Here is a 23,868-nt window from a genome sequence, read left to right as displayed (position 1 = left end):
CGCGCAGCGGTTGCGGGCTCGCCGTACCGCCGCGGCACGCACTGCAACGGGCATACGCATTGCTGCACACCACGGCAGGCACGCTAGGGCGAATGCGCCGGCGCTTCAAGGCACTTTCGAACGCTGCCGTGCGTTTATCGAACGCACGGCAGCGTTCGCCCGATGGGTGCGCGCGGATCGGTCCACATCGGCAAGGGTCTGCTGCTGCCATGCGGCCACGATGCAGCAGGCTTCTGCCGCAATCGCATGGCCGGCCGCCATTGCATTGGCGAAGCAAGAAGGCATCGTGCGATCCGGCTATCGCCTGCAGCCGAGCGCGCCGACCGCACGGGTATCATGCGTGTGTGCCTGCACTGGGCAGCACGCTGACCTGCCGGAGATTGCCGTGACCGCGATTCGTTCCTTCCTGGACCACGCCCCGCAACTGGGCGCACGCGTCTATATCGACCCGGCCTGCACCATCATCGGTAAGGTGAGCCTGGGCGACGATGTGTCGGTGTGGCCCGGCACGGTGATCCGCGGCGACGTCAATCATGTGCAGATCGGCGCACGCACCAATGTGCAGGACGGCACCATCATTCATGTCAGCCACCACAGCCCGTTCAACCAGGCCGGCTACCCGACCGTGATCGGTGCCGACGTCACTGTGGGCCACGGCACCATTCTGCATGCCTGCACCATCGAGGACCTGTGCCTGATCGGCATGGGCGCTTGCGTGCTCGATGGTGCCACCGTCAAACGCTACGGTTTTGTCGGCGCCGGTGCAGTGGTCGGCCCGGGCAAGGTGGTTGGCGAGGCCGAGTTGTGGCTGGGCAATCCGGCCCGCCTGGCACGCACGCTCAGCGACAAGGAAATCGAAAGCCTGCATTACTCCGCCCAGCATTATGTGCGGCTCAAGGACCAGTATCTGGGGATGCACGGCGGTTGATCGCGGCCGCGCAACGGCCTGCCGTCAAGGCCGGGTTGCATGCTCCAGCGCAGCGAGCACGCGCAACGCCTGGCCGCGCGAGCTGCCGCACATCCGCGGCGAAGGCCGCAGGTTGCTGCAGACGGCCGGCCGCTTCGGCGAGCCGAACAAGCGGCAGCCCAGTTGCGGGTCCAGCGCCGCACGCTGGCTGAAGCCTGGCCACGGCTTCGGCGAACGCCGCGACCACGACAGCGTGCGGCGGCGAGTGCTACGGTGGCCGCTCGCCGGATCGCAACGCTGACGGTTGCAGCAGTAACAGTCCTGGCGCGGTCTAATTGCCAGCCACCGCTCGCCTTTGTCGTCGAATCTGCCATGCCCGAATACCGCTCCAAGACGTCCACCCACGGCCGCAACATGGCTGGCGCACGCGCACTCTGGCGTGCCACCGGCATGCAGGATGGCGATTTCCACAAGCCCATCATCGCCATCGCCAATTCGTTCACCCAGTTCGTGCCCGGGCATGTGCACCTCAAAGATCTCGGACAGCTGGTCGCGCGCGAGATCGAGCGTGTCGGCGGGGTCGCCAAGGAGTTCGACACCATCGCGGTGGACGACGGTATCGCGATGGGCCATGACGGCATGCTGTATTCGCTGCCCAGCCGCGAAATCATCGCCGATTCGGTCGAATACATGGTCAACGCACATTGCGCCGATGCGCTGGTGTGCATTTCCAATTGCGACAAGATCACCCCCGGCATGTTGATGGCCGCGCTGCGGCTCAACATCCCGACCGTACTCGTCTCCGGCGGCCCGATGGAAGCCGGCAAGACCAAGCTGGCCGAACATAAGCTCGACTTGATCGATGCGATGGTGATCGCCGCCGACGACAGCGCCTCCGACGAAAAAGTGGCCGAGTTCGAACGCAGCGCCTGCCCCACCTGTGGCTCGTGCTCGGGCATGTTCACCGCCAATTCGATGAACTGCCTGACCGAAGCGCTGGGGCTGTCGCTGCCGGGCAACGGCACCGTGGTGGCCACGCACGCCGACCGCGAACAATTGTTCCTGCGCGCCGGCCGTGTGGCGGTGGAACTGTGCCACCGCTGGTATGGCGGCGAAGATCCCACTGCCTTGCCGCGCGGCATCGCCACCTTCGAAGCGTTCGAAAACGCGATGACGCTGGATATCGCCATGGGCGGTTCCACCAACACCATCCTGCACCTGCTCGCCGCCGCGCAGGAAGGCGAGGTGCCGTTTGGCATGCGCGATATCGACCGCCTGTCCAAACGCGTGCCGCAGCTGTGCAAGGTGGCGCCGAATACGCCGAAATACCATATCGAAGACGTGCATCGCGCCGGCGGCATCATGGCCATTCTTGGCGAGCTGGCACGCGGCGGCTTGCTGCACACCCACGCCGCCACCGTGCATGCGCGCACCCTCGCCGATGCCATCGCGCAATGGGACATCACCCGGACTGACGACGAGAACGTGCACACGTTCTACAAGGCCGGCCCGGCCGGAATTCCGACGCAGATCGCCTTCAGCCAGGCCACGCGCTGGGACACGCTGGATGCCGACCGCAGCGAAGGCTGCATCCGCGATGTGGCGCATGCGTTCTCGCAAGAAGGCGGCCTGGCCGTGCTGTACGGCAATATCGCCCGCGACGGCTGCGTGGTGAAAACCGCCGGCGTGGACGAATCCATCCACGTCTTCGAAGGCAACGCCCGCGTCTACGAGAGCCAGGATGCGGCGGTCAAGGGCATCCTGGCCGACGAGGTGGTCGCCGGCGACGTCGTGGTCATCCGCTACGAAGGCCCCAAGGGCGGCCCGGGCATGCAGGAAATGCTCTACCCCACCAGTTACCTGAAATCCAAAGGCCTGGGCAAGCAGTGCGCCCTGCTCACCGACGGCCGCTTCTCCGGCGGCACCTCGGGCCTGTCGATCGGCCATGCGTCGCCAGAAGCCGCTGCAGGCGGTGCGATCGGCCTGGTCCGCGACGGCGACCGCATCCGCATCGACATCCCGCAACGTGGCATCAACCTGCTGGTGTCCGAGGCAGAACTCGCCACCCGCCGCGCCGCGCAGGATGCCAAGGGGTGGAAACCAGTCGAGCTGCGTCCACGCAAGGTCACCACCGCGCTGAAGGCGTATGCGCTGCTGGCGACCAGTGCGGACAAGGGCGCGGTACGCGACAAGGCGCTGCTGGATGGGTGAGACAGCGAGACCATGGGCCATTGCGCCTTCATCTTCACCGATGTAACCCATCTGCCTGCTCACAAGGTTGGACGACAGCGCCAGCATCGACGTTCTGCTCGCCTGGCGCGATCAGACAGCTGGTCGCTTGTGTGCAGGAAACTGCCGTTTCCAAATGTAGGGCGATTGCCGATACTAGGCACCACACCGCGCACTCGAGCGTTGCAGTAGACGTCAGGCAACCGAGATATCCAGATGAATCACGACTTCCAACTTGTCATGTCTCCGCTTCGCCAAACAATCACCGATCAAGGGCATTGCGTTCGCCTGGAGATCTATCGCGGCGTCGATACCGAGTGGACCCTTGAGGCCGTGGATGAATTCGACAATTCCACCGTGTGGGACGCGTTGTTTGCGACAGACCAGGCCGCGCTGGATGAGGCGCTGCGCACCATTGCCGATGAGGGTATAGCGTCGCTCATTGGCTCTCCCAGTGACAGCGATCAGTAATGCGACCGTCGCCATGAGCATCAACATCGATACATTGACCGAAGCCGAGCTGGTCGACCTCAATCACCGGGTGGTTGAAAGACTGCGGTTTTTACAGAGTGCGCGGGATCATGCAACCATGCTGCGCTTCAGCATCGGTGATCGCGTCACGTTCGAGCCGGACCTGCGCGGCCCAATCTTTGGCGTCATCACTCGGTACAACAAGAAGTCGGTGTCCGTGCTGACCGACGATGGCCGGCGTTGGACGGTCGCACCAGGCTTTCTCCAGCCAGCCTCGACAAAGAGCGTCAAGGCCTCCAGTACCGGCAGCGTTGTCGCCTTGCGCCCGAAGCCTGACGGCAAGGCCTAGCCACGCGAAGCGGCGTTGCAAGCCTGGGCGATTGCAGCGCCAGAGCGCCTGCGTTCGGTAAGGCATCGCCGTTGTCAGGGGCTACGCAGACTAGCCGGCTCCGGATTGAATCCAGGCTGCGGCAAGTGGTCGCACCGAAGTCCTGGTTGTCGAGCGGTGGGAAGTTGCTCCACATTCCCTACAATGGCACTCGTGCACACCGTCCCCTTCCACCGCAGCTTGTGCCTGCTGGCTTCGCTGGCGATGGTGCTGATCGTCTGCGCGCCGCTGGTGAGCCGCTGGATCTTGCACGGCGCACACGCGGCACCCACTGCGGCGGTTGCGCTGACGCCAGCTCCGCAGGAGGAGCCGGCAGGCGGTGGCACTGGCCACGCGCATCTGCATGCTGGCGCACCGCACACGCACGATGGCGCGGCGCTGCCTGCTGCGCAGGTCCAACAGGGGCACGCACACCACCACCTATCGACGACCCTGCCCGACCTGCCCGTGGCTGACCGGCATGCCGGCCACGAGATGGCGGCCGACTGCGACTATTGCCTGATGGCAGCGCGCCTGCTCAGCCTGTTGGTTGCGGTGCTGCTGGTGCTGCTGACATGGGTGTCGCCTCGCCATCGTCTGCCAGCGGTCGTTGGCCGGCTTGTGCTGGTTCATGCCGGCCATCTGGGCGCACGCGGACCTCCGCTGTCCGCCTGATCGCGCGCCCCGCACTTCCGGGGCGATCTGTTGTGTCGCCGCAATCCGATCACGACGTGATCGGATTCGTTTGCGCATTCCCGCACCCTTTTCGCTCCTCGCCCATGCGGCGGGGCGGCGCTGTTTGCTGCGACCATGAATGACACGGCTCCTCACTGCACCGGCTCAAGTGCCGACCGCCGCCTCGGCAGCTACACCTGTACGAGCTTGCCACTGGACAAGGGGCGCCATCGTTGCACCCTGCTTGTCTGGAATGACAGCGATTGCTCGGGCTGCACAGCCGATAATCGCAGTGCCTTGTGCGTGACCTATACAAGGGAGGTCTGACGTGAACCTCACCACTGAAGCGCGCCCCGTCGACCGCTTGCGCTTCTACCGCGCGGTGTGGCGGTGGCACTTCTATGCGGGCCTGTTCGTGCTGCCGCTCATTGCTTGGCTGGCCCTCACCGGTGCGGTCTATCTCTATCAGAAGCCGATCGACCGTTGGGTCCACCACGATTTGAAGGTCGCTATTGCCACTGCTTCACCAAGGGCGCTGCCCAGCGCCAACATCGCGGCCGTGGAGGCAGCGGCCCCCGGCCATGCGTTCCGCTACACCACGCCCGAGCGTGCCGACGGCAGTATCGAGATCGGCGTGCTCGCAGCAGACGGTCGGCGCACCGTCTATTACGTCAATCCGTGGTCGTCCAGGATCCTGGGCCAGCTGCCGGAGAAAGGCACGTTTTCCGGCATCGTGCGCCGCCTGCACAGCCTGGACCTGCTGGGAGACTACGCCAGTGCGTTGATCGAGATCGCTGCCGGGTGGGCCATCCTGCTGGTGCTGACCGGGATCTACCTGTGGTGGCCGCGCGGGCAACAAGGCGGTGTCACCAGCGTGCGTGGACGTCCACGGCAACGGCTGTTCTGGCGCGACCTGCATGCAGTCACCGGGGTCTGGGTGGGCTTGGTGCTGCTGTTCCTGTGCATCACCGGCATGCCCTGGTCGGTGGTGTGGGGCAAGCAGGTCAATGCGTGGGCCAACGGTCACAACGACGGCTATCCCGCGGGGGTGCGCGTGAATCTCCCCATGTCGCAACAGCGGCTGGCTGACACCACCACCCCCACCTGGTCGATGCAACAGGCGCAGCTGCCGACCTCGCAGGTACCGCCGCACGCCGCTCCACCGCAACACGACGGCCACCAGGGACACGACGGTCCTGGCACGGCGGCACTGGCGAAGCTATCCCCCCAGCCCGGCGCCATCGGCATCGATGCGGCCATGCAGCATTTCGCGGCCGCAGGCCTGGCCCCCGGCTACAGCGTCAGCCTGCCGCAGGGCCGGATGGGCGTCTATACGGCATCGGTCTACCCGGAGGCCCTGGACCAGCAACGCGTGATGCACCTGGATCAATACAGCGGCAAGGTCTTGCTGGACATGGGTTACCACGACTATGGGCCGCTCGGCCGTGGCCTGGAGTGGGGCATCAATGTGCATCTGGGCCAGGAATACGGCACGGCCAATCGGTTGTTTTTTGTGGTGGCCTGCGCAGGAATTGTGCTGCTATGCGTCAGCGGCGCGGTGATGTGGTGGAAGCGCCGCCCGCTCGGCGGGCTGGGCGTGCCGCCACTGCCCAGGCAAGGCCGCAGCGTCCTCGCTGTCTTCGCCTTGTTGTGCATTGGCGGGGTGCTGTTTCCCCTGGTCGGCCTGTCGCTGCTGATGGTGGGTGCACTGGATTTTCTCGCCACGCAGGGCTGGCGCCGCCAGGTCGGTTCCTGATGTCGATCGTTCCACGCCCCCTGTCGGGGCAATCACACAGCTCCTTCCCTTACTGGAGGCAAGACCGCATGAACTACCGTTCCCTGAAGACACTGGGCCTGAGCGCACTGCTGACGTTTGCCGGCAACGTATCTGCAAGCGAGGCGGCCACGGCGCCGTTCTCCCTGCCTGCCCTGCCGTATGCGACCAACGCACTGGAACCGGCCATCGACGCCGAGACGATGGAGATCCACCATGCGCGCCATCACAAGGCCTACGTGGACAACCTCAACGCCAAGGTCAAGGACTACCCCGTCCTGTCGGATACATCGCTGGAAGACATCCAGGCGCATATCTCCCGCTACGACGCAGCGGTGCGAAACAACGCCGGTGGGCATTACAACCACAGCCTGTTCTGGACCCTCATGGCACCTATTGGACAAGGCGGTACGGCATCACCCGCACTGAAGGCAAGGCTGGTCCAGTCCTTCGGCTCTGAAGCCGCCTTCCAGGCCAGGTTCTCCGAGGTGGCGACCAAGCTCTTCGGCTCGGGCTGGGCCTGGCTGATCCTCAAGCCGGATGGTGCGTTGGCGATCACCACCACGCCCAACCAGGACAATCCACTGATGGACGTGGTGTCCGAGCGCGGTACGCCGCTATTGGCACTGGACGTGTGGGAGCACGCGTACTACCTGCATTATCAGAACAAGCGCGCGGACTACATCAAGGCGTGGTGGCCGCTGGTCAACTGGAACCAGGTCAACGCTCGCCTTGAGGCAGCCACTACCCAGCCTTGACCCTTCGCCGCCTGCAACCGCCCATGCCTGCGCGCAGCCTGTTCGCCACCGTCTTCCGCAGCCTGGCCGTTCTGTCGGCCTTGCTGCTGGCTGGCGCGCCGGCCGTCAGCCATTGGATGCAATCTGCACCCGGGCATGCCGCAGCGCAGGCGATGTGCCGAGGTGGGCATCTGGTGGCCGGCCTGCCGTTGGACTGGGCTTACGGCCCACCAAGGCAGCCATCGGGCGCTGCAGATCACGCGCTGCCGCACGAGGCCGCGTGCGAACACTGCGTCCTGGCGGCATTGCTGCTCACCCCGCATGACTGGACATTGCACGGCGCAGCTCCCGCCTGCCCTGATTCCTGCAGCGAAGCATTCGCGCTCTGCGCACCGCGGTTCGCCCACAGCGCGGCGCATCGTCCCCGTGGCCCTCCAGTGATGGCGTAGTCGTTTCACGACGTCTGCCCGCGCACTTCAGCGCTTCATTGTCTGGAATCTTCCATGTCCTGCGTTCCCTTGATCCTGCATCCGGGGCGACTCGCCCTGGCCATCGCTTCACTCCTGCTGCATCCGGCTGCCGCATTCGCCCAGGAACGCGCCACGCCCACCACGCTGGACACGATCCGCGTTGTCGACGCCAGCGTCGGCACGCTGGCCGATACCAGCACCACCGGTTCTGCACTTGCCTTGAGCGTGCTCGACACGCCAGCCAGTCTCACCGTGATCGCGCGCGCGCAGCTGAGCGCGCGCGGCGATGCCAACCTCAACGATGCCATCCGCCGCGCGGGCGCGATCAGCCCCATGCCGCATCCCGGCAATGGCCTGAGTGCGCTGTCCAGCCGTGGCTTCACCGATAGTGCATCGGTCATGCGGCTGTACGATGGCATCCGCCAATACGGGGGCGTGGGTGTCACCTTCCCGTTCGATACCTGGTCGATCGAGCGGATCGAAGTGCTGCGCGGGCCGGCCTCGGTGATCTACGGCGACGGGGCCATCGGCGGCGTGGTCAACATCGTGCCCAAGCGCCCCCACCTGGGCACGATAGAGAACGCGCTGCAGGCCACCGTGGGCAGCCAGGACACGGCCAGGCTGGGCGTGGGCAGCGGTGGCGGGTTGAGCCCCACGCTGGCCTATCGGCTGGATGTCAGCGGCAACTACAGCAGCGGCTGGGTGGATCGCGGCTACAACGGCAATGCCACCCTCTCCGCGGCGCTACTGTGGCAGGCCCGCCCCGACCTGCAATTGACGCTGACCCATGCCGAAGGCGACCAGCGCCCGATGCGCTACTTCGGCACTCCGCTGATCGATGGCCGGCAACGTGCGGCGTTGCGTCGCAAGAATTACAACGTGTCAGACAGCCTCATCCGCTTTCGGGATCGCTGGAGCCAACTGGATGCAGTGTGGACACCCAGCGAGGCAGTGGAGTGGCGCACTCGCCTGTACCAGGTCGATAGCCGGCGGGAGTGGCGCAACGCCGAAGGCTATGTCTACAACCCTGCCAGCGGCCTCATCGACCGGTCCGACAATACGCAGATCACCCATCGCCAGGACCAGACCGGCCTGACCTCCACGCTGCGCTTGCGCAGCGCCATCGGGGAGATGGCCAACACCCTGGCGGTAGGCCTGGATGCCAACCGTGCCCACTTCAAGCACATCAACAACACCTATTCGGGCAGCTCTGGTCCGGTGGATCCGTTTCGACCGGTGCCAGGGCTGTTCGTCAGCGATGCGCCCACGCTGCCCAGGTATCGCAACAATGCCGAACAATCCGCGCTGTTCGTCGAAGACCGCCTGGCCCTCACGGAGCGGTGGTCGGTCCTGGCTGGCCTGCGTCACGACCGTGCAACGATTCAGCGCAACGACCTGCTCATCGGGCAGAAGACATTCTCCAAGACCTATTCCAACACCGGCTGGCGTGTGGGAAGCGTGTTTGCAGTGCAACCCGGCGCGAGTTTCTACGCGCAGTTTTCGCAGGCATCGGATCCGGTCAGCGGTCTGCTGATGCTAAGCCCCGGCAACGCGGCGTTCGACCTGTCCAGGGGCAGGCAGGTGGAAGTGGGTTTCAAGCAGGGTTTTGACCGCGGCGAGTGGACCCTGGCCGCCTACCGGATCCGCAAGACCGGGCTGCTCAGCCGCGATCCGCTCGATCCAGCGCGTCAGCGCCAGATCGGCGCACAGACCTCCAAGGGGCTGGAGGCCGCGTTGAACTGGGCGTTCACTCCGGCGTGGTCGCTGGATCTCAACGCCACTGTGCTCAAGGCCGAGTTCGCAGATTTCCTGGAAACCACCGGCACGCCGGCCATGGCGGTCTCGCGCGACGGCAACGTGCCGCCGAACGTCGCCGAGCGGCTGGCCAATGCATGGGTGAGCTGGGAGTTTGCCCCGCGCTGGAGTGCCGGCACCGGCGTGCGCTATGTCGGCAAGCGCTACGCCGATAACGCCAACCGCCTGGAGCTACCGGGTTACAGCTCCACGGACGTGTCCTTGACCTGGCAGGCGCGCCCCGCAACCCGCCTGACCGCACGCGTGTTCAACGTCTTCGACAAGGTGTTCTACGAGACGGCCTACTACACCGACACCCAGTGGTTCCTGGGCGCGGATCGACGCGTGGAGTTCACCGTGGACCATCGGTTCTGATCGCCTTGCGCGCACTCACGCATCGTGAGTGCGCGTGACCGCAGGTTGGGCGTCGGCCTGTCCATGGTCGTACAGTTGCGCGATCGCAGCGGCGCCGAATGCACGCAGCCGACACGCAAGTTCGCCCCGGCGCCGCCTGACGCCGGGGCGGTCTGACCTCAATGATGATGCTGCATGGATGCATCTGCGCCCGGTGCATCCGCTCCCATGGGCAGGACATCGAAGCGCACGGTCACACTGGGTGCATGCTCGAAGCGCAGGGTCGCTTCGATTGGCGTGCCAGCAACCAATGGCGAATGCAGTTCGATGAACATCAGATGGTTGCCACCCGGTGCCAGGGTGACGGCCTGGCCGGCCGGCAATTCCAGGCCATTGTCCAGCTGGCGCATCTTCATGACATCGCCCTCCATGCGCATTTCATGGATCTCCACCCGCGCGCTGGCGGCCGACTCCACTTTCAACAGCCGGTCTGCCGCCTTGGCGTGATTGCGCAGGGTCAGGTAGCCACCGCCCACTGCGGCACCCGGCGGGGTGGCACGCGACCAGGCATGGTCGACCTGCACGGCCGCGTTGGCGGCCGGTGGTGTCGATGTCGATGTCGATGTCGGTGCCGGTGCCGGTGCCGGTGCCGGTGCCGACACGGATGCTGTCGAACCGTCGCGGCCAGCATGATCGCTGGCAGGCTGACAGGCTGTCAGCGCAAGTGTCGCAGTGACGAACAACAGGGCGTGCGTTTTCATGGCGGACTACCTCTGGCTCATGATGGAAAGACCCGCCGCATGGTGACGGGCAGGCGTCGGGGTGAGAGGTTCGGACAGCAGCGTCAGTGGTTCTCCAGCACCTGTCGAATATCGGCAACGCAGTCTTCGACGCTCTGTGCATGCGCCAGGCCAACGCGCAACTGGCCTGTACGGTCGAAGACGAAACTGCGCGTGGAGTGGTCGATGGTGTAGGTGTTGCCGATCGGCACCTTGACGTAGACCACATTGAGCTGCGCGGCGGCGGCCTTGACCTCGTTCTCGGTGCCGGTCAAACCCACGAAGTCCGGGTCGAAGGCGTGCACATAGGTGCGCAGCACCTGTGGGGTATCTCTTTCCGGGTCCAGCGTGGCGAACGCGAACTGCACGTCGCGTGCGTCCTCGCCGAGCTGGCGCTTGATCTGCACCGCGCGTACCAGCGTGGTGGGGCAGATTTCCGGGCAACGGGTGAAGCCGAAGAACAGCACCAGCACCTTGCCGCGAAAGCTCTGCGATGGCCGCGGGCGACCGTCGGTGTCCTTCAGATACACGCTCACTCCGCGCCCCATCGCGCCCAGATCAGCGCCATGCAGGGGTGGCCGGCTGCACCCGCACAGCAGGCACAGGATGGCCATTGCGGTCGCTACATGTCGCAAGAGATCCTGCATGGGATGTTGCGCAGACCTGCGCAATGAACGTTCGCCTGAGGACAGCCGCATGGGCGTGGATGCCTGCCTGTTCTGCATATCCGGCCATTGTAGCCGGGCATGCGGTCATGCACAGACATCCACCCGCCCACTGCGCCGTGAGCCTTGCGCCTGCCAGATCACAGTGTGCTTGAGGCGCAAATGGGTTGGATCAAAGACACACATCTACAAGACGACCACGCTGGCTGCAACCACACACGCAACGGCCAGGCCCTCACGCCAGCGCGTCCTCGGCATCCAATGCAGTAGCCGCGTGCTGCGCGCGATCGAACCGCTCGCGCGCGGCACAGATGTCGGCATGGTGTTCGCCCGCCCAGTTGAGCAGTTGCGACACCGGGCCAAGCAACGCGACGCCGAGCTTGGACAGTGCATATTCAACGCTAGGCGGTTTGGTCGCATAGACCTTGCGCGTAATCATGCCGTTGCGTTCCAGATTCCGCAGGGTCTGGGTGAGCATCCGCTTGGAGATGTCCGGGACCGCGCGCTGGATGACGCTGAAACGGGACGGGCCAGGGACCAGCGTCAACAGGATCAGCAAGGTCCACTTGTCGCCGATCTGGTCAAGCACATCGCGAACCGGGCACTTGGTGGCGTCGAACGGGCCTTCAAGGGACGGCGGTGGCGGGAACAAGGCAATCGCGTTCACGAGGGTATCTCATGGTAACCAGGGGGAATAAATCTGCCTCCTTGCGAAGGGACGCGCGGTCATGACAATAGGCTCGCAAACCACGCAGTCTAAATTTTAGACCAAATCTCACTTCTAAACCTATTGGAGCGCACCATGGCAGTTACTTCCCCCCTGATCCTTGTCACCGGCGCCAGCGGGCAACTGGGCGCGCTGGTCGTCGATGCGCTGCTTGAGCGCGTGCCTGCCAGCCGCATCGTAGCAACGGCGCGCGATACAGCGTCACTTGCGGGGTTCGCAAAACGCGACATCACGGTGCGTCAGGCCGACTACGCCAACCCGCACAGCCTGGACCAGGCGTTTGCAGGCGTCGGCCGGGTGCTGCTGGTGTCGTCCAATGCCGTCGGCGCCCGTGTGCCGCAGCATCGCCATGTGATCGAGGCGGCCAAGCGCGCCGGCGTGGAATTGCTCGCCTACACCAGCATCCTGCACGCCGATACCAGCACGCTGTCGTTGGCCGAGGAACATGTCGCCACCGAGGCGCTGCTGCGCGACAGCGGCGTGCCGCATGTGTTGCTGCGTAACGGCTGGTATACCGAGAACTACACCGGCTCCATCGCGGCCGAAGTGGAACACGGCGGGGCGATGGGCAGCTCGGGCGATGGCAGGATCAGCGCCGCCACGCGTGCCGACTATGCCGCAGCCGCCGCAGCGGTACTGGCCTCCGATGCACCGCAGGCCGGGCAGGTCTACGAGTTGGCCGGCGATACGGCCTTTACGATGGCCGAGTACGCCGCCGAGGTGGCTCGGCAGTCGGGCAAGCCGGTGGCGTATCACGACCTTGCCGAAGCCGACTACGCGGCGGCGCTGGTGCAGGTTGGCTTGCCGGCCGGGTTTGCGCAGGCACTGGCGCAGTGCTCGGCGTCCTCGCGCGGCGGCAGCCTGTTCGACGACAGTCGTACCCTGAGCCGCCTGATCGGCCGCCCGACCACGCCGCTGCGCGAGGCGGTGGCAACAGGATTGCGACACGCCGAGCTGGGCTGAGCTGGGCGCAGTGCCGCGCAGTCGATACGCCGGCACGTATCAACGGCCACCCGCACGACATGGGTGGCACACCATGTCCACGAGCAAACGGGCCACGGACAGGCATCGGCAGGCCCCTCGGGACCTGCCGATGCGTCCTTCACAGGGCCGCCGGCGTGCGCCAGGGCGCCAGCAGCCCGCTGCCCCCTGCGCGCAGATGGGCTCGCCTCGCCTCGGTCGCATCACTGCCATCGCGCCGACACGCTACTGTCGCAAGGGCCACACCTGACTGCCCTACCGATGTCACCAAACTGACATGAAATCTAAATATAACTAGCGCCATTGCCGCTACGTCAGGAAGACCGGGCGCCGGGGCCGGCGCTTTGCCGCCTTGCTCGCCGCCACCGGTGCAGCGCCGGCGCGACGCAGCCGCCGACCCGTTTCCCTTGTACGAGCCGGACCAATGAAAAAACGCAATCTCGCCACTGTTCTGTGCGCCCTGGGCGTTACCGCCAGCGGCAGCATCGCTGCCGCCGAGCTGGAGCTGTACGTCGACCGCAAGACCAAGCAGATCTTCGCCGAGCCGGCGCCCGGGCGCGACAAACTGGGCAAATTCGTGCAGGTGGACGACAGCGGCAAGCTGCCGGCCTCGGCGTTGCCGGCCGCCCCTGCACCGCCGCCGGCGGTGCCAGGCACAGCGGAAACCGCCGTCGCACAGGCAGCCACCGTGCCGGCACCAGTACCGGCAGCAGCGGCCAAGCCGAGCGATGCGCCCAAGAAGTGGTACGACAAGCTCAGCCTGCGTGGCTACACCCAGATTCGCTACAACCATGGCATTGGCGGCGATGCGCAGGACCTGCGTGCACCGGGCGACCGCTTTATCGGCAACGACCAGAGCCTGGGCATCCGGCGTGCGCGCCTGGTGTTGAGCGGCGATCTCAACGAGTACGTCTCGCTGTACTTCCAGCCGGACTTTGCCAGCACGCCGGCCGGCACCAATACCACCAACTTCGCCCAGCTGCGCGATGCGTACGCGGACATCTACTTCGACAAGCAGCGCGAGTACCGCGTGCGGGTGGGCCAGTCGAAAATGCCTTACGGCTGGGAAAACCTGCAGTCCAGCCAGAACCGCCTGACCCTGGACCGCGCCGATGCGCTCAATTCCGGCCTGCGTGACGAACGCGATCTGGGCGCGGTGTTCTACTACAGCCCCACCGTGGCCAAGGGCCGCTTCCAGGATCTGGTCAAGTCCGGCCTGAAGGGCTCGGGCGACTACGGCGTGCTGGGTGCGGGCGTGTACAACGGCCAGGGCGCCAACCGTCCAGAACGCAACGACAGCATGCATGCAGTGGTGCACGCCACCTACCCGTTCAAGTTCGCCAACGGGCAATACCTGGAAGTGGGTGCAGACGCCTATTCCGGCCGCTTCGTGCCAAGCGCGGCAGCGGTGAACATCGGCGGGCGCAACTTCACTCCGGCCATCACCGATCCAGACGGCTATACCGATCAGCGCGTGGCCGCGCACATCATCTATTACCCGCAACCGTTCGGCCTGCAGGCCGAGTGGACGGTGGGCCGCGGCCCCGAACTGGACGTGGAACAGCGCCGTATCCGCACCCGCTCGCTGAGTGGTGGGTACGTCCAGGCGATGTTCAAGCACGACTTCAATTACGGCACGTTGTTGCCCTATCTCAAGTGGCAGACCTACCGTGGCGGCTCCAAGTTCGACACCAATGCACCGCGCATGCAGCTGGACGAGGTGGAGGCCGGTGTTGAATGGCAGCCGATGGATGCGCTGGAACTGGTGTTCGCGTATTCGAAGATGAAGCGCACCGATGTCACCACCGCACCCTACCCGGTGGTGGAAGGCGACTTGCTGCGGGTGCAGTTGCAAGTCAATTACTGATCCTTCGACATGATGGAAAATGCACAAGCCCCGGTTTTCCGGGGCTTGTGCGTGAGTGCGTCGCCAGATCCACTGCGCCAGGACCGCCGCTGATCGGCGGCGGCATTGGCTTGCGACCAAGTGCCGCTGCGCAACCGTCTTGCTGGCCCGTCAAGCCAACAGCTCTGCCCGCACGATCTGCGCGCCGGCACTGAGCGCCTGGAGCTTGCCGCGTGCGACATGGCGGGCAAGCGGCGCCATGCCGCAGTTGGTGGACGGGTAGAGCTTGTCGGCATCGACAAACCGCAGCGCCTTGCGCAGGGTGTCGGCCACGTCCTGGGGTGTTTCGATCGTCGTGCTGGCCACGTCGATGGCGCCGACCATGACTTTCTTGCCGCGCACCAGTTCGATCAGATCGATCGGCACGTGCGAGTTGTGGCACTCCAGCGAGATGATATCGATGCTGGATGCCTGCAACTTGGGGAACGACGCTTCGTACTGGCGCCACTCCGACCCCAGGGTCTGCTTCCAGTCGGTATTGGCCTTGATGCCGTAGCCGTAGCAGATGTGGACGGCGGTCTCGCAGGTGAGTCCTTCGACCGCGCGCTCAAGGGTCGCAACACCCCAGTCATTGACCTCGTCGAAGAAGACATTGAAGGCCGGCTCGTCGAACTGGATGATGTCCACGCCAGCGGCTTCGAGTTCCCTGGCTTCCTGATTGAGGATCTTGGCAAATTCCCAGGCCAGCTTTTCACGGCTCTTGTAGTGCGCGTCAAAGAGCGTATCGATCATGGTCATGGGACCGGGCAGCGCCCACTTGATGGGCTGGCGGGTTTGCTGGCGCAGGAATTTCGCATCGTCCACAAACACCGATTTCGGGCGACTCACCGCGCCAACCACGGTCGGCACGCTCGCGTCGTAGCGGTCGCGAATCCTGACCGTCTCGCGCTTCTGGAAATCGACACCGCTGAGGTGTTCGATGAAGGTGGTCACGAAATGCTGGCGGGTCTGCTCGCCGTCGCTCACGATGTCGATGCCGGCATGCTGCTGTTCCTGCAGCGACAGGCGCAAGGCGTCCTGCTTGCCTTCGATCAGTGCGTCGTCCTGCAGTTTCCAGGGCGACCAGAGTGTTTCCGGTTGCGCAAGCCAGGACGGCTTGGGCAGGCTGCCGGCAGTTGAGGTGGGGAGCAGCTGATTCATGATGAGTGATGTCTTGCCTTGGGGTTGGTCAGGAAGCGTGGCGGGACGCCCATTGCGCAAGCAGGTTGCCGTAGGGCCGGATGAAGTGCTCTTCGGTGAATTTGCCCTGAGTCACGGCGAGCTGGCTACGCTCTTCTCTGTCGTAGACGATCTGGGTGGACGAATAATCCTGATGTTTCAGGCTCGGCTGATAGATCGCACCGGCTGCAGAATTGGCGTTGTAGATTTCTGGCCGGTAAATCTTCTGGAAGGTTTCCATCGTGCTGATGGTGCCGACCAGCTCCAGGTTGCTGTAGTCACCAAGCAGGTCGCCGAAGAAGTAAAACGCCAACGGGGCAACGCTGTTCGGTGGCATGAAGTAGCGCACCTGCAGGCCCATCTTTTCGAAATACTGATCTGTCAGCGAAAACGCATCCTGCCTGTACTCGATACCCAAGATGGGGTGCTGGTTTCCGGTGCGGTGATAGGTTCTGCTGGTGGAGACGCTGATACAGATGACCGGCGGCTTGTCGAAGCGCGCAGCATAGGCATCGGAGTGCACGAAGTGCTTGAACAGCCTGCCGTGCAGGCTGCCAAAATCCTCGGGAATGTTGAAAGCGGAGCTGTCCTGATTGTGCGCTGGCAGCAACACGCTGAAATCGTAGTCGCGCACGTAGGATGAAAAATTATTCCCTGCAATGCCGTCGATGCGCGCACCGGTGTGGTGATCGACGATGTGGGGCTTCAATATCTCGATCAACGGAAAAGCCTCACCGGCGTGATGACCACCGATATGCATCTCGGCAGAGATGATGTCGAGCCCGACCACGTAGCGATCACGCGCGGGGTTGTCCCAATGCGCCAGATCGTTGAAGCGGTTGTTGATCATCGCCAGCGTGTTGCGCAGATTCTCCTGACGACGCTGCCCTCTGGCCAGGTTGGCGAAGTTGGTGGTGTTGCGCGTCGTGGCTGCGGGCTGGTAGTCCTCGTCAAACCGGAGGCTTTTGATGGTGAAGGTGAATTCCTGAGTCATTGCAACGGACGCCTTGTTTCTTTGGGTGAGACGCGCGCCCTGCGGCGCAGCGATGGGTGCCGGCTGGATGCGCGCCTGGACGCTGGATCGGCAGGCACGCCCCAACGCATCCTCTCGCGGCAAGCGCGGGTGGCCCGCCGTGCAGCCGATGGCGCTCAAGCGGCGGCCACTGCGGTTGCGGTGCTGGTGCGCGCCTGCCGCGTCAACGCGATCAGCGGCAGTGCCCGCTGCACCGCCAACCTGGCCCGCTCCGCCAGTGCCTCGTTGTGCACGCGGTAGTCCAGGAAATCCCGGTCGGTCGCATAGATGCCCAGCGGCAACGTGCGCGCCTGGAAAAAACTGAAAAGCGGCCGCAGTTGATGGTCGATCACCAAGGCATGGCGTTCGCTGCCGCCGGTCGCTGCCAGCAATACCGGGATGTCGACGAGGGCGTCCTGGCGGATGAAGTCAAAGAAGTGCTTGAACAGCCCGGTGAACGAGCCGCGATACACCGGCGTTGCCACCACCAGCACGTCGGCCTGCTCTACGGCGGCAAGTTCCTGCTCTACCGTTTCATGTACCTGCGAGCGCCAGAGCGCGCCGGCAAAGTGCGGTGCCAACGCTCCGAGTTCGACCAGATGCGGCGCGCACGGGACTTCGTCGCCGATCAGGGCCATCAGGTGGTGTGCCAGCGCGGCGGCCTTGGAGGGACGCTGCAGCCCGCCAGAGACGGCAACGACGCGAAGTGGAGGTGGCGGGGTGACAGTCATGCAGGTCGACCTGAGCAGTGGGAAAGCGGGTTTGCCGCCAGAACGTGCAGGCCCGACCCATGGTGATCCTGGTGCGGACGTGTTCAAACGCAGGCGAACGACGACAAACCCGATGCTAGGGCTGGCATTCAATGAAGTAAAATGGTGTTATTTCAACAATCCATGAATTCGGATCATCTGAATGCTTGAGCGCATCCATCTCACCATCGTCCAGCAGGTCGAGCAGCAAGGCTCGCTGACGGCCGCTGCCGGCGTGTTGAACCTGACCCAGTCCGCGCTGAGCCACAGCATGAAGAAGCTGGAGCAGCAGCTGGGCACCGACGTGTGGCTGCGCGAGGGGCGCAGCCTGCGGCTGACCCAGGCCGGCCAATACCTGCTGGCGGTGGCGAACCGGGTGCTGCCGCAACTGGATCTGGCCGAAGAGCGCCTGGGGCAGTTTGCGCAGGGCGAGCGCGGCGCGCTGCGCATCGGCATGGAATGCCATCCCTGCTACCAATGGCTGCTCAAGCTGGTGTCGCCTTATCTGGCCACGTGGCCGGATGTGGATGTGGACGTGAAGCAGAAGTTCCAGTTCGGCGGCATTGGCGCGTTGTTTGGCTACGAGATCGATCTGCTGGTCACCCCCGACCCGCTGTTCAAACCCGGGCTGAGGTTCGAGCCGGTGTTCGACTACGAGCAGGTGCTGGTCGTGGCCAAGGACCACGCGCTGGCGTCGGCGGCCTACGTCAAGCCCCAACAGCTGACCCGCGAGGTGCTCATCAGCTACCCCGTGGACCTGGAGCGGCTGGATATCTACAGCCAGTTCTTGCTGCCGGCCGGTGTCACGCCCCGCCGCCACAAGGCCATCGAAACCACCGACATCATGATGCAGATGGTGGCCAGTGGCCGCGGCGTGGCCGCCATGCCGCGCTGGCTGGTCGAGGAATATGCGGCGAGGATGGACGTGGTGCCGGTCCGGCTGGGTGCGCGCGGCATTCCCAAGCAGATCTTCCTGGGCGCGCGCGAGGCCGATATCGCCATCGACTACCTGCGGGCCTTCATCGAACTGGCGCGCCAGCCTGCCAATGCCACCGCCCGTCCGCCGGCAACCCGCTGATGTGCACCATCGCCCGGCGCGCGCCACGTGCCCTGCCTGGCTGCCACGACGTCATCCGCTGCATGGCTGCTGCGCCGATGAGGGCCAGGGCGCCGTTCTGCGGTGTTCACTCCGTGCGGATGTTCCGAAGCCACCCCATCATTGAAGGACGGCACAACCGTTGATGCATCAAGACACGATCGGGCCCGCCGGCACACGCATCGACGCCTATTCGTTGGAAGTGGGCGCGAACGACATTGCCGCGCTGTCCGCAGTGGCGCTGCGGATCATACCCGGCTCCCTCATTGCCATCCCATCCCTTCCCGGCCAGGACGACGCGATGCGTCTGGCCGCCGCGCGGAACGTGCGCGCGCTTGGTTTTGCGCCCATGCCGCACCTGGTGGCGCGCCGCGTCACCTCGCTCGACGACTTGCAAGCCTTCCTCAGCCGCGCCGTCGATACTGCCGGCGTTGAGCACTGCCTGGTGATCGCGGGTGATCGGTCGTCTCCGATCGGGCCCTTTCCGGACAGCGCGTCGCTGATCGCCACAGGCGTCTTCGAGCGCGCAGGGATCAAGAGCATCGGCGTGGCCGGACACCCGGAAGGCCATCCAGCCATGCATGCAGGCGCCCAATGGGATGTACTGGACCGCAAGTGTCGCAGCATCGCCGAGCGCGGCATGGCCCCGCTGATCGTGACGCAATTCGCGTTCGATGCCGACCTTGTATTGCGGTGGCTGGAGGCACTACGCGCGCGTGGCATTGACACGCCGGTGCGCGTGGGTGTGCCAGGTCCTGCCGGCGTTGCAGTGCTCGCCCGCTATGCCGCAAGGTGCGGTGTGAGCACCAGCGCGGCGATGCTGTCCAGCTACGGCATCTCGATCGGCAAGCTGCTTGGAACGGCAGGGCCGGACCGCTTCGTCGATCGCCTTGCCGCCGGCCTGATGCATGCACATGGCGATGTCCGCCTGCACGTGTTTCCGTTCGGCGGTGTTGCACGTTCGGTCGCGTGGGTGGAGCACTACCGCTCCCGGAGCAGTACCTGGACGCCAACCGCACTGCGGTGAGCAATACCAACGCGGCAAGGCGAAGCGGACGTAAGCCAGGCGGCAAATGCAATGCCCGGCCCCAAGGAGACGGCCATCTTCGTGACTGGGATAGCCGTCATGGATCGATCGACACCACTCGCCAATCCACGTCCCGAGGGAAACGCCGCCTTGCTGCGGAATGGGTCGCTGCCCAATGCTGCACTGACGGCGGGCACGTCGTCAGCGAAACACCACCGTGCGATGCCCATTGAGCACGATGCGGTGCTCGACGTGGCGGCGCACGGCGCGGGCGAGCACCAGCGATTCGGTATCGCTGCCCACGCGCACCAGATCGCGCGGGGTCATGGCGTGGTCCACGCGGGCGACGTCCTGTTCGATGATGGGACCTTCGTCCAGGTCTTCGGTGACGTAATGGGCGGTGGCGCCAATGATCTTGACCCCGCGTGCGTGCGCCTGGTGATACGGCTGCGCGCCCTTGAAGCTGGGCAGGAAGCTGTGGTGGATGTTGATCGCGCGCCCGGCCAGTGCGCGGCACAGCGTGGGCGAGAGGATCTGCATGTAGCGGGCCAGCACCACCAGGTCGATCTGCAAGTGCTCCACCAGGGCGAGCAACCGGCCTTCCTGCGTGGCGCGGGTATCGGCGTTGACCGGCAGATGGTGGAAGTCGATGCCGTAGGACGCAGCCAGCGGCGCGAAATCGGCATGGTTGGAGACCACCGCCACGATATCCACCGGCAATTGCCGGCTGTGCGTGCGAAACAGCAGATCGTTGAGGCAGTGCCCCTGCTTGCTCACCAGCACCAGCAGCCGCGCGCGGCGGCGCGCATCGTGCAATTGCCAGGTCATCTGGAACGTGTCGGCGAGCAGCGCAAACCGCTGCTCCAGGCTGGCGATCCCGGTGCCGGGCGGCTTGTCGAAATGCACGCGCAGGAAGAACCGGCCGCTTTCGTCATCGCCGAATTGCTGGGCATCGAGGATGTTGCACGCCAGGTCGAACAGCAGGCCGGTCACGCGATAGACGATACCGGTGCGGTCGGGGCAGGACAGCGTAAGAATGTAGTCGGAGCGCATCGGGCGATGATAGCCAATGCGCATCTCCCCCGGCGCGGTGCTTGCGTACGTAACTGTCGCAGCGGATGCAGCGCGGGGCCAACTACAGCCCTGACCCGACGCAGATGACTGCGCACATATCCGGGCCACACATCCGCCGCTCTGACAGCCTTGATGGATACGTCTGGAGCGCAACAGGCAGCAGGGCGTTGCATCACGCGGCCACCCAGCCAGGCCGATTGGTCGCGCTCAACGCGGCGGCAGGCGCAGCATCAGCCGGCGGTTGATCTCGTTCAATTGCAGCATCGACGCCTCCACCGTGGTGTCCATCACTTCCTGGGTGGTGATATGTGCGCGTAGATGCGCCGGGTCGGACAGCTCGCCGCGCACCAGGAACACGTTCTCGCCCACTTCGCCCAGGTGCCGGCTGAGCACCACATGATCCACCCGGTCCAGGCCATGTTGCTTGGCCAGCGGCAGCAGGCGCGCGACCATGCGTTCGCTGGCCTCGTCGGCAGGTTTGTTCAATTCGGTATCGAGTGCGCACACCGCCTCGCGAATCTGCGCGTACAGGCAATGGTCCGGATGCTCGGGATGGTCCGGGCCGACCTGGCCCTGATCGACGACCGGAGGCGGCGTGCTCATGCTGCGTGCCCGGCACAGGCCGCTACGCGCGATGGACACGCGCGGGAACCGGGCCTGATGTGCGGGTGTCGCATCGCATTCTCCTTGGAAGGCGCTGTGGTGGCTGGAATGCGTTGCGCATCGCGCAGATCGTCGCCAGACGGAATCGAGCAGGCACCTTAGCCGCTCGCGCAGCTTGCCTCAAGCCGGGCCACTGGCGAACACACCGCGCGCCTGGCGTGGCTCGCAGCGCAGGTATTGCGGTGCCGGCGTGACGCTGGCGCCCAGCGCAGCGGCGGCATGCCACGGCCAACGCGGGTCGTACAGGAGGCCGCGCGCCAGCGCGATGGCGTCGGCCTGGCCCTGCTGCAGAATCGCTTCGGCATGCGCCGGCTCGGTAACCAGGCCCACGCCGATCACCGGCGTGCCCACCTGCGCGCGGATCGCCTGCGCGAACGGAATCTGGTAACCGTCCTGCAACGCGATCTGCTGGCGTGGATCCAGCCCGCCGCTGGAGACATGGATGTAGTGCGCTCCGCGCGCATCCAGCGCCTTGGACAGCGCGATGCTCTGTTCCAGATCCCAGCCACCGTCCACCCAGTCGGTGGCCGAGAGACGCACGCCCACCGCCATCCGTGCAGATATCGCCGCGCGCACCGCATCGAAGATGCGCAGCGTCAGCCGCATGCGGTTTTCCAATGAGCCGCCATAGGCATCGCTGCGCTGGTTGCTCAACGGCGATAGAAACTGATGCATCAGATAGCCATGCGCGGCATGCAACTCGATCAGCTGCAGGCCCAGGCGTTCGGCGCGGATGGCCGAGTCCACGAACGCGGCCACCACCATATCGATACCGGCCTGGTCCAACGCCTGCGGCAATGGCTGGCCGTCGCGGAACGGCAGCACCGAGGCCGACACGGTCTGCCAGCCATTGGCGTGGTCGGATGCGATCGCCTCGCCGCCATTCCACGGCAGGTCGGTGGAGGCCTTGCGCCCGGCATGTGCCAGCTGGACACCGATCGGCATCGGCGACCAGCGGCGCACCGAGTGCAGCACGTCAGCCAGCGCGCGCTCGCTGGCATCGTTGTACAGCCCGAGATCGGCGTAGCTGATGCGCCCTTCCGGCAGCACCGCAGCGGCTTCCAGGATCAACAGGCCCGCGCCCGATTGCGACAGCGTACCCAGGTGAATGCGATGCCAATCGGTGGCGCAGCCATCCTGTGCGGAGTACTGGCACATCGGTGCGATGACGATGCGGTTGGCGAGCGTCAGCGGGCCGAACGCGATGGGAGTAAACAACTGGCTCAAGGCAGCATCCAGGCACACAGGGAAGATCCCCATTGCACTGCGTGCCGCACCACTGCACAACCGCTGCAATGGATCACAGCGTCATGCACAGCGTGCACTGGCGTCGCTAGCCGCTACGGTGTGCAGCGGATCAGGCGATGGCTGCAGAAAGGCCAGCGCATCCGCGCACGAACGCTCCACCTTCAGGCTCAACAGCGCGTCGGCGCGCGTACGCCCGAAGTTCAGCGCCGCGATTGGCACGCCGTTGCGCGCTGCCGCCTGCACGAAGCGAAAGCCCGAATAAACCATCAGCGACGACCCCACCACCAGCACCGCATCGGCGGCCTGCAGATGCGCAAACGCGCGCTCCACCCGCTCGCGCGGCACGTTCTCGCCGAAGAACACCACGTCTGGCTTGAGCACCCCGCCGCATACCGGGCATGGCGGCACCACGAAGCGATCGAACGCCACATCGTCCAGATCCGCATCGCCATCGGGGGCCTGGGCGGCGTCCAGTTCCGCCCAACCGGGGTTGGCTTGTTCGAGCAGCAGCTGGAATTCGGTGCGCGGCAGGCGGCGTTCGCAGCCCATGCAGCGCACCACATCCAGCCGGCCGTGCAGATCGATCACCGCCAGGCTGCCGGCAGCCTGGTGCAGGCGGTCCACGTTCTGGGTGAGTAGCAATTCCAGTTGGCCACGCGCTTCCAGTGCGGCGAGTGCGTGATGGGTGGCATTGGGCTTGGCCAGCCCGAACCTTGGCCAGCCGACCAGGCTGCGTGCCCAGTAACGCTGGCGCGTGGATAACTCACCCATGAAGGCCTGGAACGTCACCGGTTGTGGACGCTTCCAGCCACCCTGCAGGTCGCGGTAATCGGGAATGCCCGAATCGGTGCTGCACCCGGCGCCACTGAGCACGAACAGGCGCTGGTGGCGCTGGATGAACGCCTGCAACGCGTCGTCGGCTTGGGCGGGGGCAGCGGTCATCGAACAACTCCAATCGCCATGAGGTCACCTTGCAAATGCAAGTCGCGCGCAACGTACCGCAAG

At 65.1% G+C, this 23,868-nt stretch carries 22 protein-coding genes; 12 read left to right on the top strand and 10 right to left on the bottom strand.

What is annotated here, in order from left to right; translation table 11 throughout:
* Positions 1–385 precede the first annotated feature (385 nt).
* From XcuCFBP2542_RS07510 to XcuCFBP2542_RS07465, 8 genes are all read left to right on the top strand, one after another.
* Positions 386–928, top strand: a complete 543-nt coding sequence (locus XcuCFBP2542_RS07510; protein ID WP_104603013.1) for a gamma carbonic anhydrase family protein — start codon at positions 386–388, stop codon at positions 926–928.
* 351 nt (positions 929–1,279) lie between these two features.
* Entirely contained in the window at positions 1,280–3,118 is a 1,839-nt protein-coding gene (ilvD, locus tag XcuCFBP2542_RS07500; RefSeq protein ID WP_104602969.1) for a dihydroxy-acid dehydratase, read from the top strand.
* A gap of 234 nt (positions 3,119–3,352) precedes the next feature.
* Positions 3,353–3,607 (top strand): hypothetical protein, encoded by a 255-nt coding sequence (locus XcuCFBP2542_RS07495; RefSeq protein ID WP_104602968.1) that lies wholly within the window; start codon positions 3,353–3,355, stop codon positions 3,605–3,607.
* 13 nt (positions 3,608–3,620) lie between these two features.
* Positions 3,621–3,956, top strand: a complete 336-nt coding sequence (locus XcuCFBP2542_RS07490; protein ID WP_104602967.1) for a hypothetical protein — start codon at positions 3,621–3,623, stop codon at positions 3,954–3,956.
* 192 nt (positions 3,957–4,148) lie between these two features.
* Positions 4,149–4,649, top strand: coding sequence for a DUF2946 family protein (locus tag XcuCFBP2542_RS07485; protein WP_249027624.1), 501 nt, complete (start codon positions 4,149–4,151; stop codon positions 4,647–4,649).
* A gap of 310 nt (positions 4,650–4,959) precedes the next feature.
* Complete coding sequence (locus XcuCFBP2542_RS07480; protein WP_425478011.1) at positions 4,960–6,405, top strand: PepSY-associated TM helix domain-containing protein; 1,446 nt, start codon at positions 4,960–4,962, stop codon at positions 6,403–6,405.
* 68 nt (positions 6,406–6,473) lie between these two features.
* Complete coding sequence (locus XcuCFBP2542_RS07475; protein ID WP_104602966.1) at positions 6,474–7,181, top strand: superoxide dismutase; 708 nt, start codon at positions 6,474–6,476, stop codon at positions 7,179–7,181.
* A 482-nt stretch (positions 7,182–7,663) separates the two neighbouring features.
* Complete coding sequence (locus XcuCFBP2542_RS07465) at positions 7,664–9,799, top strand: TonB-dependent receptor (RefSeq protein WP_104602965.1); 2,136 nt, start codon at positions 7,664–7,666, stop codon at positions 9,797–9,799.
* 158 nt (positions 9,800–9,957) lie between these two features.
* Here the strand turns inward: XcuCFBP2542_RS07465 and XcuCFBP2542_RS07460 are convergent, their stop codons facing one another.
* The 3 genes from XcuCFBP2542_RS07460 to XcuCFBP2542_RS07450 all read right to left on the bottom strand — a co-directional run bounded on the left by XcuCFBP2542_RS07460 (position 9,958) and on the right by XcuCFBP2542_RS07450 (position 11,889).
* Positions 9,958–10,539 (bottom strand): copper chaperone PCu(A)C, encoded by a 582-nt coding sequence (locus XcuCFBP2542_RS07460; protein ID WP_104602964.1) that lies wholly within the window; start codon positions 10,537–10,539, stop codon positions 9,958–9,960.
* Positions 10,540–10,622: 83 nt separating this feature from the next.
* Positions 10,623–11,093 carry an SCO family protein gene (locus XcuCFBP2542_RS07455; protein WP_223214389.1) on the bottom strand — a complete coding sequence of 157 codons (471 nt, stop codon included), beginning with the start codon at positions 11,091–11,093 and terminating at the stop codon, positions 10,623–10,625.
* Between the two features lie 364 nt (positions 11,094–11,457).
* Complete coding sequence (locus tag XcuCFBP2542_RS07450; protein WP_104602962.1) at positions 11,458–11,889, bottom strand: winged helix-turn-helix transcriptional regulator; 432 nt, start codon at positions 11,887–11,889, stop codon at positions 11,458–11,460.
* A gap of 135 nt (positions 11,890–12,024) precedes the next feature.
* Between XcuCFBP2542_RS07450 and XcuCFBP2542_RS07445 the strand changes: the two genes are divergently transcribed.
* The gene (locus tag XcuCFBP2542_RS07445; protein ID WP_104603008.1) at positions 12,025–12,912 is read left to right on the top strand and encodes an NmrA family NAD(P)-binding protein; all 888 of its coding nucleotides are present in this window, start codon (positions 12,025–12,027) and stop codon (positions 12,910–12,912) included.
* Positions 12,913–13,354: 442 nt separating this feature from the next.
* Positions 13,355–14,797, top strand: a complete 1,443-nt coding sequence (locus tag XcuCFBP2542_RS07440) for an OprO/OprP family phosphate-selective porin (RefSeq protein WP_104602961.1) — start codon at positions 13,355–13,357, stop codon at positions 14,795–14,797.
* 150 nt (positions 14,798–14,947) lie between these two features.
* Here XcuCFBP2542_RS07440 and XcuCFBP2542_RS07435 read toward each other — a convergent pair whose 3' ends face one another.
* From XcuCFBP2542_RS07435 to msuE, 3 genes are all read right to left on the bottom strand, one after another.
* The gene (locus XcuCFBP2542_RS07435) at positions 14,948–15,976 is read right to left on the bottom strand and encodes a methionine synthase (protein WP_104602960.1); all 1,029 of its coding nucleotides are present in this window, start codon (positions 15,974–15,976) and stop codon (positions 14,948–14,950) included.
* A 28-nt stretch (positions 15,977–16,004) separates the two neighbouring features.
* The gene (locus XcuCFBP2542_RS07430; RefSeq protein WP_104602959.1) at positions 16,005–16,988 is read right to left on the bottom strand and encodes a DUF1852 domain-containing protein; all 984 of its coding nucleotides are present in this window, start codon (positions 16,986–16,988) and stop codon (positions 16,005–16,007) included.
* A gap of 155 nt (positions 16,989–17,143) precedes the next feature.
* Positions 17,144–17,737 (bottom strand): FMN reductase, encoded by a 594-nt coding sequence (msuE, locus tag XcuCFBP2542_RS07425; protein WP_104602958.1) that lies wholly within the window; start codon positions 17,735–17,737, stop codon positions 17,144–17,146.
* A 181-nt stretch (positions 17,738–17,918) separates the two neighbouring features.
* On the opposite strand from msuE, the gene XcuCFBP2542_RS07420 reads away from it, so the two are divergent.
* Together XcuCFBP2542_RS07420 and XcuCFBP2542_RS07415 are read left to right on the top strand one after the other, a co-directional pair.
* On the top strand, positions 17,919–18,833 hold the full coding sequence (locus XcuCFBP2542_RS07420) for a LysR family transcriptional regulator (RefSeq protein ID WP_104602957.1): 915 nt from the start codon (positions 17,919–17,921) through the stop codon (positions 18,831–18,833).
* Between the two features lie 163 nt (positions 18,834–18,996).
* Positions 18,997–19,878: a methylenetetrahydrofolate reductase gene (locus XcuCFBP2542_RS07415; protein WP_104602956.1), complete on the top strand. Its 882-nt coding sequence runs from the start codon at positions 18,997–18,999 to the stop codon at positions 19,876–19,878.
* Between the two features lie 201 nt (positions 19,879–20,079).
* Here the strand turns inward: XcuCFBP2542_RS07415 and purU are convergent, their stop codons facing one another.
* The 4 genes from purU to XcuCFBP2542_RS07395 form a co-directional block, all read right to left on the bottom strand.
* Complete coding sequence (gene purU / locus XcuCFBP2542_RS07410; RefSeq protein WP_104603007.1) at positions 20,080–20,931, bottom strand: formyltetrahydrofolate deformylase; 852 nt, start codon at positions 20,929–20,931, stop codon at positions 20,080–20,082.
* A 228-nt stretch (positions 20,932–21,159) separates the two neighbouring features.
* Entirely contained in the window at positions 21,160–21,555 is a 396-nt protein-coding gene (locus tag XcuCFBP2542_RS07405; RefSeq protein WP_104603006.1) for an XVIPCD domain-containing protein, read from the bottom strand.
* Between the two features lie 180 nt (positions 21,556–21,735).
* Complete coding sequence (locus XcuCFBP2542_RS07400; protein ID WP_167526809.1) at positions 21,736–22,875, bottom strand: NADH:flavin oxidoreductase/NADH oxidase; 1,140 nt, start codon at positions 22,873–22,875, stop codon at positions 21,736–21,738.
* A gap of 48 nt (positions 22,876–22,923) precedes the next feature.
* A complete protein-coding gene (locus XcuCFBP2542_RS07395) occupies positions 22,924–23,805 on the bottom strand; it encodes an NAD-dependent protein deacetylase (RefSeq protein WP_104602955.1) in 882 nt (293 codons plus the stop codon).
* Between the last annotated feature and the right edge of the window lie 63 nt (positions 23,806–23,868).

Origin of the sequence: Xanthomonas cucurbitae (assembly GCF_002939885.1) — a bacterium.
Lineage (GTDB): Bacteria > Pseudomonadota > Gammaproteobacteria > Xanthomonadales > Xanthomonadaceae > Xanthomonas > Xanthomonas cucurbitae.
Note: the sequence above shows the minus strand (reverse complement) of the source record. Positions and strands in the feature narration are given on the sequence as shown.

Excerpts from the sequence above, each read along its gene's own strand:
- XcuCFBP2542_RS07395 (WP_104602955.1), bottom strand. The coding sequence starts at position 23,805 with ATGACCGCTGCCCCCGCCCAAGCCGACGACGCGTTGCAGGCGTTCATC.
- msuE (WP_104602958.1), bottom strand. The coding sequence starts at position 17,737 with ATGACTGTCACCCCGCCACCTCCACTTCGCGTCGTTGCCGTCTCTGGC.
- XcuCFBP2542_RS07405 (WP_104603006.1), bottom strand. The coding sequence starts at position 21,555 with ATGAGCACGCCGCCTCCGGTCGTCGATCAGGGCCAGGTCGGCCCGGAC.
- XcuCFBP2542_RS07435 (WP_104602960.1), bottom strand. The coding sequence starts at position 15,976 with ATGAATCAGCTGCTCCCCACCTCAACTGCCGGCAGCCTGCCCAAGCCG.
- XcuCFBP2542_RS07495 (WP_104602968.1), top strand. The coding sequence starts at position 3,353 with ATGAATCACGACTTCCAACTTGTCATGTCTCCGCTTCGCCAAACAATC.
- XcuCFBP2542_RS07465 (WP_104602965.1), top strand. The coding sequence starts at position 7,664 with ATGTCCTGCGTTCCCTTGATCCTGCATCCGGGGCGACTCGCCCTGGCC.
- XcuCFBP2542_RS07430 (WP_104602959.1), bottom strand. The coding sequence starts at position 16,988 with ATGACTCAGGAATTCACCTTCACCATCAAAAGCCTCCGGTTTGACGAG.
- XcuCFBP2542_RS07420 (WP_104602957.1), top strand. The coding sequence starts at position 17,919 with ATGCTTGAGCGCATCCATCTCACCATCGTCCAGCAGGTCGAGCAGCAA.
- XcuCFBP2542_RS07440 (WP_104602961.1), top strand. The coding sequence starts at position 13,355 with ATGAAAAAACGCAATCTCGCCACTGTTCTGTGCGCCCTGGGCGTTACC.
- purU (WP_104603007.1), bottom strand. The coding sequence starts at position 20,931 with ATGCGCTCCGACTACATTCTTACGCTGTCCTGCCCCGACCGCACCGGT.
- XcuCFBP2542_RS07415 (WP_104602956.1), top strand. The coding sequence starts at position 18,997 with ATGCATCAAGACACGATCGGGCCCGCCGGCACACGCATCGACGCCTAT.
- XcuCFBP2542_RS07445 (WP_104603008.1), top strand. The coding sequence starts at position 12,025 with ATGGCAGTTACTTCCCCCCTGATCCTTGTCACCGGCGCCAGCGGGCAA.
- XcuCFBP2542_RS07400 (WP_167526809.1), bottom strand. The coding sequence starts at position 22,875 with ATGGGGATCTTCCCTGTGTGCCTGGATGCTGCCTTGAGCCAGTTGTTT.
- XcuCFBP2542_RS07475 (WP_104602966.1), top strand. The coding sequence starts at position 6,474 with ATGAACTACCGTTCCCTGAAGACACTGGGCCTGAGCGCACTGCTGACG.
- XcuCFBP2542_RS07490 (WP_104602967.1), top strand. The coding sequence starts at position 3,621 with ATGAGCATCAACATCGATACATTGACCGAAGCCGAGCTGGTCGACCTC.
- XcuCFBP2542_RS07460 (WP_104602964.1), bottom strand. The coding sequence starts at position 10,539 with ATGAAAACGCACGCCCTGTTGTTCGTCACTGCGACACTTGCGCTGACA.
- ilvD (WP_104602969.1), top strand. The coding sequence starts at position 1,280 with ATGCCCGAATACCGCTCCAAGACGTCCACCCACGGCCGCAACATGGCT.